General features: G+C 55.9%; 8 protein-coding genes. 6 read left to right on the forward strand and 2 right to left on the reverse strand.

Annotated features, from left to right (window positions below; all coding sequences use genetic code 11):
- Positions 1-47: 47 nt before the first annotated feature.
- Positions 48-2,777 (reverse strand): two-component sensor histidine kinase BarA, encoded by a 2,730-nt coding sequence (gene barA, locus OK409_RS18145; protein ID WP_069025325.1) that lies wholly within the window; start codon positions 2,775-2,777, stop codon positions 48-50.
- Positions 2,778-2,871: 94 nt separating this feature from the next.
- On the opposite strand from barA, the gene rlmD reads away from it, so the two are divergent.
- The 6 genes from rlmD (at position 2,872) to queE (ending at position 11,707) form a co-directional block, all read left to right on the forward strand.
- The gene (rlmD, locus tag OK409_RS18150) at positions 2,872-4,188 is read left to right on the forward strand and encodes a 23S rRNA (uracil(1939)-C(5))-methyltransferase RlmD (protein WP_179257607.1); all 1,317 of its coding nucleotides are present in this window, start codon (positions 2,872-2,874) and stop codon (positions 4,186-4,188) included.
- A gap of 29 nt (positions 4,189-4,217) precedes the next feature.
- On the forward strand, positions 4,218-6,449 hold the full coding sequence (gene relA, locus OK409_RS18155; protein ID WP_010248576.1) for a GTP diphosphokinase: 2,232 nt from the start codon (positions 4,218-4,220) through the stop codon (positions 6,447-6,449).
- 158 nt (positions 6,450-6,607) lie between these two features.
- Positions 6,608-7,396: a nucleoside triphosphate pyrophosphohydrolase gene (mazG, locus tag OK409_RS18160; protein WP_064703516.1), complete on the forward strand. Its 789-nt coding sequence runs from the start codon at positions 6,608-6,610 to the stop codon at positions 7,394-7,396.
- 229 nt (positions 7,397-7,625) lie between these two features.
- Positions 7,626-9,263, forward strand: a complete 1,638-nt coding sequence (gene pyrG, locus OK409_RS18165) for a glutamine hydrolyzing CTP synthase (protein WP_010248572.1) — start codon at positions 7,626-7,628, stop codon at positions 9,261-9,263.
- 76 nt (positions 9,264-9,339) lie between these two features.
- Entirely contained in the window at positions 9,340-10,635 is a 1,296-nt protein-coding gene (gene eno / locus OK409_RS18170; RefSeq protein ID WP_010248571.1) for a phosphopyruvate hydratase, read from the forward strand.
- Between the two features lie 400 nt (positions 10,636-11,035).
- Entirely contained in the window at positions 11,036-11,707 is a 672-nt protein-coding gene (gene queE, locus OK409_RS18175; RefSeq protein WP_010248569.1) for a 7-carboxy-7-deazaguanine synthase QueE, read from the forward strand.
- A 109-nt stretch (positions 11,708-11,816) separates the two neighbouring features.
- Here queE and queD read toward each other — a convergent pair whose 3' ends face one another.
- A complete protein-coding gene (gene queD, locus OK409_RS18180; RefSeq protein ID WP_010248568.1) occupies positions 11,817-12,176 on the reverse strand; it encodes a 6-carboxytetrahydropterin synthase QueD in 360 nt (119 codons plus the stop codon).
- Positions 12,177-12,205 lie beyond the last annotated feature (29 nt).

Consider the following 12,205-nt stretch of genomic DNA (forward strand, 5'->3'; position numbering starts at 1 on the left):
CATTACCCGGCCACTCCACATCGGCCGGGTTTAACTCACCGCCAGCCTTATCCAATCCCTAACAGCTGGCGGGCTTCTCGGGCGACGTTCTCCATCTCATCCTGCAGCTCCAGCAGCTCCGGCTCCAGCGCAGCGATATCGCTGGCCTCCAGCAGCTCTCTTTCCAGCTGATGGCAGAGTTGCTTCATGCGCGGCACGCCGCTGTAGCTGGCACTGCCGTGCAGCTTGTGAATAATCTCACGCAGGGCGTTGACCTCATTGGTCGACATAAACTGCGCCATCTTCGCATGCACTTCCGGTAAAAATTCCAGCAGCATCCGCAGCAGATCGCGCGCCAGATCGGCTTTGTTCGCCGCCTGTCGCAGCGCCAGTTGCCAGTCCAGCGTGGGTAATATTGGCAGCAGTTCCGGCACGGTGACCACTGGTGGTGGCGTATAGCGCGCCAGCAACTGTCTTAACTTGCTCTCATCAATCGGTTTGGCAAGATAGTCATTCATGCCCGCCTTGATCAATTGTTCACGCTCGCCATCAATCGCATGGGCGGTGACCGCCACAATCGGTGTACTGGCATGATGCGGCATGCTGCGGATAATTTCGCTGGCGCGAATGCCATCGATGTCCGGCATCTGAATATCCATCAGAATCACATCCAGCGACTGCTGACGTGCCTCACGGATGGCGTGTTCGGCGCTGCTGCACAGCAGGATGTTCTGCACCTGCTCCTCCAGCAGCGCGCCAATCAGCTTGAGGTTGGCGGGGTTATCATCCACCGCCATCACCGTCAGCGGCAGCCGGGGTGAAAGCGGCAGTTCGCTGATCTGACGGGTATGCAAATCCAGTAACATCGGCAGGAGTCGCGTCAGGGAGATCGGTTTAGCGATGCAACCGTCGATGCCGCGTACCTTCAGCTCATCTGCCAGCAACATCATCGGGCTGGGGAGCGCCATCAGCACGTTGTCGGCCCGATCCAGCAGCGCATTAATCATGCGTTCATTGAGCAGCTCAGGCTGGCTGATGTCGACCGGCATCGCCATCAGCAGCAGCGGATAGTGAGACGCTTTTAATCCCTCCAGCGTTTCGCTGTAATCGATCTGCAATGGTGTGGCGCTTAACATTTCCAGTGCTGCGCTGGCAACGTTAGCATCCGCTTCCACATAGGCAATGCGCGCATGTGACAGCGCATCCAGCACGCGTGGCATGCCGGGCGCATTGGGATTGAGATCCAGCTGCACGCGAATCACAAAGGTAGAGCCCTTGTCCGGCTGACTGCTGAAGGTGATTTCGCCGCCCATCTCCCGCACCAGTTTCTGGGTGATCACCAGCCCCAGCCCGGTCCCCCCATGACGGCGCGAAATGCTGGCGTCAGCCTGACGGAACGCCTGGAACAGCTGTGTCTGTTGCTGCTCAGAGATGCCGATGCCGCTATCTTCAACCTGAATCTCCAGCTCGACGCGCGTCTGTGTGATCACCCGCTGTCCGACGCGCAGGCCGATATACCCTTTCTCAGTAAACTTGATGGCGTTGCCGATCAGGTTAATCAGAATCTGTTGCAGGCGCAGCGCATCGCCAATCACATTGTCCGGCACGCTGCTGTCACACACCACCGTCAGCTCCAGCCCTTTGTCATGCGCCGACGGAGCCAGCAGCACCAGCGTTTCATCCAGTGTGGCACGCAGCGGGAAGGGGATCGCCTCCAGCATCAGTTTGCCCGCTTCCAGCTTCGAGAAATCGAGCACGTCATTGATAATACTGAGCAGGTTATTGGCTGAACGTTCAATGGTCTGCATATAGTCGCGCTGGGTGGTGCGCAGCTGGGTTTTCAGCATCTGCCGGGTAAAGCCCAGCACGCCATTAAGCGGCGTCCGCAGCTCATGCGACATATTGGCCAGAAACTCAGACTTGATGCGCGCCGCTTCCTGGGCGCGTTTCTTCGCCAAATCCAGCTCAACGTTCTGAATCTCCAGCTGTTCCAGCGTCTCTCGCAGATCGTAGGTCGCCTGATCGATATTGTGCTGCATCTCTTCGTGATAGGCGGTCAGCGACATCGCCATCGCATTAATCCCGTTTTTCAGAATGCTGAGTTCACCCAGCATGTATCCCTCAACGCGGCTGTCGAGCTGGCCACGACGGATGCGGTCAACGGTGGTGACCATATTGCGGATCGGGCCGGTGACATCGCGCATCAGACGATAGGCAAACAGCATGGCCAGGCAGAGGCAGAAGAGCAGCATCAGCGTGGCGACAAACACCTCTTTGTACTGCTGCAGGCGCACCGACTGCAGATCCAGCTCTATCGCCACGTAGCCCAGCGGATTGCCCGACGGCTTGGCATCTTCGTCCGGCAATTCATCCACATCGTAACGCTCGGTGGTGATCGGTGTGCGCAGAATCAATACGTTGCCGTGACGCTCCATGGAGACATCGTCGGGCAGGGCGCGGATATCATCCTGTTGCAGCAGGCTGAGGTTCTGCTTGTGATTGGAGGTGACGTAGAGCTGGTTGTGATTATCAAACACCGAGATCGCCCGGACGATGCCCGAATGGCGGCGGTGCAGCAGGCTGACCAGTTCACGCATGGCGTCACGATTGTGCCAGGTCATGCTGTATTCGCTGGAGATCGCCAGCGGTTCAATGATATTGGCTCCGGCATCGATAACCTGGCGCTGCAGTTCATTGTAGCGGTGCACCACAAAAAATGAGCTGAGCAGCAGGCCAACCATCAGCGTGGGTGCCAGAATTAAAATCATCATTCGCGCCCGCAGGCTGTATTTGGTCATAATAGTCGCCTGGCTACTCCGGCATTAACGTCCCTGTGCATGCTGTCGACAAAAACAATGCAGGTCGTTTTCGATAAAGAGAATTAATAACACTATGGCGCAATTTTACGTTGCAAAACAGCGCGTGACGACGCAACAACGGATTACCGTCACCATTGAGGCGCTTGATCCGTTCGGACAAGGGGTGGCGCGTCACAAGGGCAAAACCCTTTTTGTTGCCGGTGCCCTGCCTGGGGAACAGGCGGAGGTCATGCTGACAGAGGATAAACGTCAATTTGCCCGGGCGAAAGTGACACGACTGATTAGCCGCAGTCCGGCGCGCGTCACGCCGCGCTGCCCACATTATGAACGCTGCGGCGGCTGCCAGCAGCAGCATGCCGATGTGGCGCTGCAACAGCAGAGCAAAGCCCAGGCGCTGAGCCGGATGCTGCGCCAGGCCGCCGCACAAGAGGTGGCGGTGGATGAGGTGATCGCCGGTCAGCCCTGGGGCTATCGTCGTCGCGCCCGTCTGGGGCTGCAATGGCAAAATAAGGCGCAGCGTTTGCAGATGGGCTTCCGTCAGGAAGCCAGCAACGATCTGGTCGATATTCAGCAATGCCCCATTTTAGTGCCCGAACTTGAGGCTTTACTGGTTCCATTGCACCAGTGTCTCAGTGACTTACGCGCCGTCAGGCGTCTCGGGCATGTGGAGCTGGTGCTGGCAGACAACGGGCCGCTGATGATTCTGCGCCATCTTGATGCGCTGCATGCGGATGACCGTGAAAAACTGGAACAGTTTTCGCATAAGCATCAGCTGATGCTGTTCCTGGATGCGGGCGAGGAAGAATTGAGTGCGTTAAGTAAGTCGACGCCGTTTTATCAATCTCACCAGCTTAAGCTAACCTTCAGCCCACAGGATTTTATTCAGGTTAACGACAGTGTTAATCAGCAGATGGTCGCAAAGGCAATTGCCTGGCTCGATCTGCAGCCGGAAGACCGGGTGCTGGATCTGTTTTGCGGCATGGGAAACTTCACACTTCCTATAGGAATCTTCGTACATAATGTGGTTGGTGTGGAGGGGATTGCAGCATTAGTGCGGCAGGCAGCGTATAATGCTGATTTGAATAATCTTAAAAATGTCAGTTTCTTTCAGCATAATCTGGAAGAAGAAGTGTCGCGCCAGCCGTGGGCGGCACAGGGATTTAACAAGGTATTACTCGATCCGGCACGCGCCGGGGCTGCGGGCGTAATGGCGCATGTGGTTAAACTTGCACCAGATCGCGTGGTCTATGTTTCGTGTAATCCCACCACACTCGCCCGCGACAGCCAGACATTGCTGTCGGCAGGCTACCAATTGGAAAGGGTCGCGATGCTGGATATGTTCCCACATACCCGTCATCTCGAATCCATGGTGCTGTTCAGAAAAACATAAGCGATGTATGTCGTTGTGCAGGAGAGGTTATGGTTGCGGTCAGAAGTGCGCATTTAAATACTGAGGGGGATTTCGCCCTCGACCAGTGGATCGCCAGTCTCGGTATTGCCAACCCGCAATCATGTCAACGTGTGGCCGAGACCTGGCGCTACTGTGAAGCGCAGACGCAGGGCCATCCTGATCAGTCGCTGCTGCTGTGGCGCGGTATTGAGATGGTTGAAATCCTCTCAATGCTCAGCATGGATATCGAAAGCCTGTGTGCGGCGCTGATTTTCCCGCTGGCTAACGATGAAGTGGTGAGTGAAGAGGAGCTGGAAACCGCCGTCGGCAAAGGCATTGTCTCGCTGGTACACGGCGTGCGCGATATGGACGCCATCCGCCAGCTGAAAGCGATCCACAACGACTCCATGGCCTCTGAACAGGTGGATAACGTCCGCCGCATGCTGCTGGCGATGGTAGAAGATTTCCGCTGCGTAGTGCTGAAGCTGGCTGAACGCATCATGAACCTGCGCGAAATGAAAGATGCGCCGGAAGATGAGCGGGTACTGGCCGCCAAAGAGAGCACCAATATCTATGCGCCACTGGCCAATCGTCTCGGTATTGGTCAGCTCAAATGGGAGCTGGAAGATTACTGCTTCCGCTACCTGCATCCCGACGAATATAAGCGCATCGCCAAATTACTGCATGAGCGGCGTATTGACCGTGAGCAGTACATCGAAAACTTCGTCAGCAATCTGCGCAAAGAGATGGTCAAAGAGGGCGTGCGCGCTGAAGTCTATGGCCGTCCGAAACATATCTACAGCATCTGGCGCAAGATGCAGAAAAAATCGCTGGCCTTTGATGAGCTGTTTGACGTGCGGGCGGTGCGCATCGTCGCCGATCGCCTGCAGGATTGCTACGGTGCGCTGGGTACGGTGCATACGCTCTATCGCCATCTGCCCAGTGAATTCGATGACTACGTCGCTAACCCCAAACCCAACGGCTACCAGTCGATTCATACGGTGGTGTTAGGGCCGCAGGGCAAAACGGTGGAGATCCAGATCCGTACCCGCCAGATGCATGAAGATGCCGAACTGGGCGTGGCTGCGCACTGGAAATATAAAGAGGGGCCAACTTCCAGCAGCGCGCGTGGCGCGGCCGGTCATGAAGAGCGGATCGCCTGGCTGCGTAAGCTCATCAGCTGGCAGGAAGAGATGGCGGACTCCGGCGAACTGCTGGAAGAGGTCCGCAGCCAGGTGTTCGATGACCGGGTCTACGTCTTTACCCCGAAAGGCGACGTGGTGGATCTGCCCGCTGGATCGACGCCGCTCGACTTTGCCTATCATATTCACAGCGACATCGGTCACCGCTGCATCGGCGCGAAAATCGGTGGCCGTATCGTGCCGTTCACCTACCAGCTGCAGATGGGCGATCAGGTTGAGGTGATCACCCAGAAGCAGCCGAACCCGAGCCGCGACTGGCTCAATCCGAATCTGGGCTACATCACCACCAACCGTGGACGCTCGAAGATCCACAACTGGTTCCGCAAGCAGGATCGCGACAAGAATATAATCGCCGGACGGCAGATTCTGGATAACGAACTGAATCAGCTGGATATCAGCCTGCGCGAAGCCGAAAAACTGCTGCTGCCGCGCTATAACGTCACCTCGCTTGAAGAGCTGCTGGCGGCGATTGGCGGCGGCGATATCCGTCTTAACCAGATGGTTAACTTTCTGCAGGCGAAGCTGAACAAGCCGAGCGCCGAAGAGGAAGATCGCGAAGCGCTGCGCCAGCTGACTCAGAAATCGTACACTCCCTCTTCACGCAAAGAGAGCGGACGTGTCGTCGTGGAAGGCGTGGGCAACCTGATGCACCACATTGCCCGCTGCTGCCAGCCGATTCCGGGGGATGATATTGTCGGCTTCATCACCCAGGGGCGCGGCATCTCTATTCACCGCGCCGACTGCGACCAGCTGGCTGAACTCATTTCGCATGCGCCGGAACGTATCGTCGATGCGGTGTGGGGCGAAAGTTACTCCAGCGGCTACTCGCTGGTGGTGCGCGTGACCGCCAACGATCGCAGCGGCTTACTGCGCGACATCACTACCATTCTCGCCAACGAGAAAGTGAATGTCCTGGGCGTCTCAAGCCGCAGCGACACCAAAAAACAGCTGGCGACCATCGACATGGATATCGAGATCTACAACCATCAGGTACTGGGACGTGTCCTGGCGCGTCTGAACCAGGTCTCTGATATCATTGACGCCCGTCGCCTGCACTGATATTCAGGCAGGCACTGAGGCAACCGGCAGCAGGAGGTTGCGCAGGCGTTTTCTGCACCACCAGACACGGCCGGACGCGGTGAATAGCGTCCGGCCGTGTTGTACGCTTTGCCTCTTCGCCCGTTGCCTGTCATCTCACTAATCAAGGATCCTCCTGAATGAACGCTATTGAGCGCCTGCTTGGCATAATGAAAACCCTGCGCGATCCACAGAATGGCTGTCCGTGGGATCGTGAACAGACCTTCGCCACCATCGCGCCCTATACGCTGGAAGAGACCTACGAAGTGCTGGATGCTATCCAGCGCGAAGATTTTGACGATCTGCGCGGTGAACTGGGCGATCTGCTGTTCCAGGTGGTGTTCTATGCGCAGATGGCCAGCGAACAGGATCGCTTTAATTTTGAGGATATCTGCCACGCAATCAGCGACAAGCTGGAGCGCCGTCATCCACACATTTTTGGCGATGCCACAGCAGAAACCAGCAGCGAAGTGCTGAAAAACTGGGAAGCGATAAAAACCGCTGAGCGGGCTGACAAAGCCCAGCATTCGGCGCTGGATGATATCCCTAAGGCACTGCCCGCACTGATGCGCGCCCACAAGATTCAGAAGCGTTGTCACAATGTCGGATTCGACTGGACCACGCTGGGGCCGGTGGTGGCTAAGGTGCATGAAGAGATTGATGAAGTGATGCACGAGGCGCAGCAGAGCGTGGTGGATGGTGAGAAGCTGGAAGAGGAGATTGGCGACCTGCTGTTCGCCACGGTTAACCTGTCGCGTCATCTTGGCAGCAAAGCAGAGACCGCGCTGCAAAAGGCCAACGACAAGTTTGAGCGCCGCTTCCGCGAAGTCGAAGCGATCATCGCTGCACAGGGGTTAAGTATGCCGGGTGCCACGCTGGAGCAGATGGAAGCCGCCTGGCAGCAGGTGAAACGGGGCGAGAAGCGCTGATTATTCCAGCGCTGTGCATAAAGTCACCGCTTTCGCTTACTCGATTCAGCCTGACGGCAACTTTGTGACGCACGTCAACATTTCATTGGCGGCTATCGGCTATGTTAGCCGCAGCAATGCGTTGGAGGATGGCGGTGATTCATCAATTGTGGCTGATAGCGGTTTCCAGTATACTGTTTTCCCGTCCTGGTTATTCCACCGTCTTTAAACCTAAACTCTCAGGTTCAGCATGACAACGAATTATATTTTTGTGACCGGCGGGGTCGTTTCCTCTCTGGGTAAAGGCATTGCCGCAGCCTCCCTCGCAGCCATTCTCGAAGCCCGTGGTCTGAACGTGACCATCATGAAGCTGGACCCGTATATCAACGTGGATCCAGGCACCATGAGCCCGACGCAGCACGGTGAAGTTTTCGTCACTGATGACGGCGCTGAAACCGATCTGGATTTGGGTCACTACGAGCGCTTCATCCGTACCAAAATGTCGCGTCGTAACAACTTCACCACTGGCCGTATCTACTCAGAAGTCCTGCGCAAAGAGCGCCGTGGCGACTATCTGGGCGCAACCATTCAGGTTATTCCGCACATCACCAACGCCATCAAAGAACGCATTATTGAAGGCGGTGAAGGTCATGATGTGGTACTGGTCGAAATCGGCGGCACGGTCGGGGATATCGAATCACTGCCGTTCCTGGAAGCGATTCGCCAGATGGCCGTTGATGTGGGCCGCGAACACACCATGTATATGCACCTGACGCTGGTGCCGTATATGGCGGCTGCCGGTGAAGTGAAAACCAAACCGACCCAGCACTCGGTGAAAGAGCTGCTGTCGATTGGTATTCAGCCAGACGTGCTGATTTGCCGTTCTGACCGTGCCGTACCGGCCAACGAACGCGCTAAAATCGCCCTGTTCTGTAACGTCCCTGAAAAAGCGGTTATCTCGCTGAAAGACGTTGATTCCATTTACAAGATTCCTGGCATGCTGAAATCGCAGGGCCTGGATGACTATATCTGCAAGCGCTTCAACCTGAATGCACCGGAAGCCAACCTGGCCGAATGGGAGCAGGTAATCTACGAAGAAGCCAATCCGGGTGGTGAAGTCACCATCGGTATGGTGGGCAAGTATGTGGAATTGCCGGATGCCTACAAGTCGGTCATCGAAGCGCTGAAACATGGCGGCCTGAAAAATCGCGTCACCGTGAACATCAAACTGATCGATTCGCAGGATGTTGAATCACGCGGTGTCGAATTACTGAAAGATCTGGATGCGATTCTGATCCCGGGTGGCTTCGGTTACCGTGGCGTGGAAGGCAAGCTGATGACCGCGCAGTATGCACGTGAAAACAACGTGCCGTACCTGGGCATCTGCCTGGGCATGCAGGTTGCGCTGATGGAGTTCGCCCGCAATGTCGCCGGGATGCCGGGCGCCAACTCCACGGAATTTGTGCCAGACTGTAAATATCCGGTGGTGGCATTAATCACCGAATGGCGTGACGAAGATGGCAACGTCGAAGTCCGCAGCGAGCAGAGCGATCTGGGCGGCACCATGCGTCTGGGCAGCCAGCAGTGTCAGTTAACGCCGGGCAGCCAGGTTCGCCAGCTCTACGGCTCTGACACTATCGTTGAGCGCCATCGCCACCGCTATGAAGTGAACAATATGCTGTTAAAGCAGATTGAAGCAGCCGGTCTGCGCGTAGCAGGTCGCTCTGGTGATGATCAACTGGTTGAGATTATCGAGATCCCGAACCATCCGTGGTTTGTGGCCTGCCAGTTCCATCCTGAGTTTACCTCGACCCCACGCGACGGCCATCCGTTGTTTGCCGGCTTTGTTAAAGCCGCACATGAGCATCAGAAGCGTTTAGCGAAGTAAGTTTCACAGGCAGCGCGCGAACTTTTCGCGCGTTGCTTGTCTTAGGATTGACTAACTTGTACTGAGGAAAATCGTAATGTCCAAAATCGTAAAAGTCATCGGTCGCGAAATTATCGACTCACGTGGTAACCCGACTGTTGAAGCTGAAGTGCATCTGGAAGGCGGTTTCGTAGGCCTGGCAGCTGCACCATCAGGTGCCTCTACCGGTTCACGCGAAGCGCTGGAACTGCGTGACGGTGACAAATCACGTTATCTGGGCAAAGGCGTAACCAAAGCCGTTGCTGCAGTAAACGGTCCGATTGCTGAAGCGGTAAAAGGCAAAGACGCGAAAGATCAGGCGAACATCGATAAGATCATGATCGACCTGGACGGTACTGAGAACAAATCTAACTTCGGTGCTAACGCCATTCTGGCCGTTTCACTGGCAGCTGCTAAAGCCGCTGCAGCCTCTAAAGGTCAGCCGCTGTACGAGCACATCGCTGAACTGAACGGCACCCCAGGCAAATACTCTATGCCACTGCCAATGATGAACATCATCAACGGCGGCGAACATGCCGACAACAACGTCGACATCCAGGAATTCATGATCCAGCCGGTTGGCGCTCCGAACCTGAAAGAAGCCATCCGTATGGGTTCTGAAGTGTTCCACAGCCTGGCAAAAGTGCTGAAAAGCAAAGGCATGAGCACTGCAGTGGGTGACGAAGGCGGCTACGCGCCTAACCTGGGTTCCAACGCCGAAGCGCTGGCTGTTATCGCTGAAGCGGTAAAAGCAGCAGGCTACGAGCTGGGCAAAGACATCACCCTGGCGATGGACTGTGCGGCATCTGAGTTCTACAAAGATGGCAAATACGTTCTGGCCGGTGAAGGCGGTAAATCGTTTACCTCTGAAGAGTTCACCCACTTCCTGGAAGATCTGACTAAACAGTATCCGATCGTTTCTATCGAAGATGGCCTGGACGAATCTGACTGGGACGGCTTCGCTTACCAGACCAAAGTACTGGGCGACAAAATCCAGCTGGTGGGTGATGACCTGTTCGTTACCAACACCAAAATCCTGAAAGAAGGTATCGATAAAGGTATCGCTAACTCCATTCTGATCAAATTCAACCAGATCGGTTCTCTGACCGAAACTCTGGCTGCGATCAAAATGGCGAAAGACGCGGGCTACACTGCCGTGATCTCTCACCGTTCAGGCGAAACCGAAGATGCGACCATCGCTGACCTGGCGGTAGGTACTGCAGCGGGCCAGATCAAAACCGGTTCAATGAGCCGTTCTGACCGTGTTGCTAAGTACAACCAGCTGATCCGTATCGAAGAAGCGCTGGGTTCTAAAGCGCCATTCAACGGTCTGAAAGAAGTTAAAGGTCAGTAATGACTGTGCGTTGATGTCGCGCTAAGTGACATCATCGGCCTCTGAAGCCCCGCCTTGTGCGGGGCTTTTTGTTGGTGGCGGTGTGCAGACGCAGATGGAAAGGCCCGATCGCCAAAGCGGCATCTCTGCCGGCCGGGTCCGTGCGATTACGCACCTCATCCCTGAGGTACGCCCGTTACCGGGACAACGTTTTGCGTTGTTCAAAAACGCTTCCGGCGTTTTTGTCCTGAGCGCGGGACGCTTTGCTCTTCGGTCCTGGCCATCCACGTTCTGAGCCTGTCAGCCGTCTGAAGCCCCTCATTTGTGTTTTGTCCGGCGCGGAGAAAAGGCACAACGCGTGGTTGAGCTGCGCGGCAAATCTGCCATAATCAGCGCCCTGTTTTTTTCAAGCGAGTCCGTAATGCAATACCCGATTAACGAAATGTTCCAGACACTGCAGGGCGAAGGTTATTACACCGGCGTGCCTGCCATTTTCATTCGTTTGCAGGGATGCCCGGTGGGCTGTAGCTGGTGCGATACCAAACACACCTGGGAAAAGCGGACAGATCGGGAAACGTCGCTGGGCGATATTTTGATCAAGACGGTGGAAAGCGACGCCTGGGGGGATGCCGACGCGGCGACCCTGGTGAGTGCCATTGCGCAGCAGGGCTGGACGGCGCGTCATGTGGTCATCACCGGCGGTGAACCGGCGATATACGATCTGCGTCCGTTAACCACTGCGCTGGAGCAGCACGGTTTCCAGTGCCAGATTGAGACCAGCGGAACCCACGAGATTCACTGTTCTGAACGGACCTGGGTGACCGTCTCGCCGAAGGTCAACATGCGCGGCGGCTACGATGTTCTGCCCCAGGCGCTGAGCCGGGCCGATGAAATCAAGCATCCGGTAGCGCGCGAGCGTGATGTGGAAGCGCTGGATCGGCTGCTGGCAGGCATTGATGACACCAAAGCGCGTATCATCGCCCTGCAGCCGATCAGCCGCAAAGATGATGCGACACGACTCTGTATTGAGACCTGCATTGCCCGTAACTGGCGTCTGTCGATGCAGACCCATAAATATCTCAATATCGCCTGATCCTGATAAAGCGGCACGCAATGAGCCGTTAACCACAGGGAAGTGTTGAGCGTCAGAGGCAGGACGGAGAGAAAAGCCGCGTCGGATCGAAGGGTTCGATCCGACAGGGTTAGCCGCGGTAAACGCAGCCTGCGGTGCAGGTTTCTTTGATCATCACCGCACTTAGCAGCGGCAGTTGCGGCTTCATCTGATCCCAGATCCATTTCGCCAGCACTTCGCTGGTGGGATTTTCCAGGCCGGGAATATCATTCAGATAGTAGTGGTCCAGCCGATTGTAGACCGGCTTAAACGCCGCCTTCAGCTCAGCAAAATCCATAACCCAGCCGGTATGCGCATCCACTTCGCCGGTAATCTCCAGACGAACCAGGAACGAATGACCGTGCAGACGGCCACATTTGTGTCCGGCCGGCACATTCGGTAGATGATGCGCGGCTTCGAACTGGAACTCTTTAAACAAGGTGGTAGACATAGTGGTTCTCAGACATTAAAAAACCGCTG

Source organism: Pantoea sp. RG18 (genome assembly GCF_025910075.1).
Classification (GTDB): Bacteria; Pseudomonadota; Gammaproteobacteria; order Enterobacterales; family Enterobacteriaceae; genus Pantoea; species Pantoea agglomerans.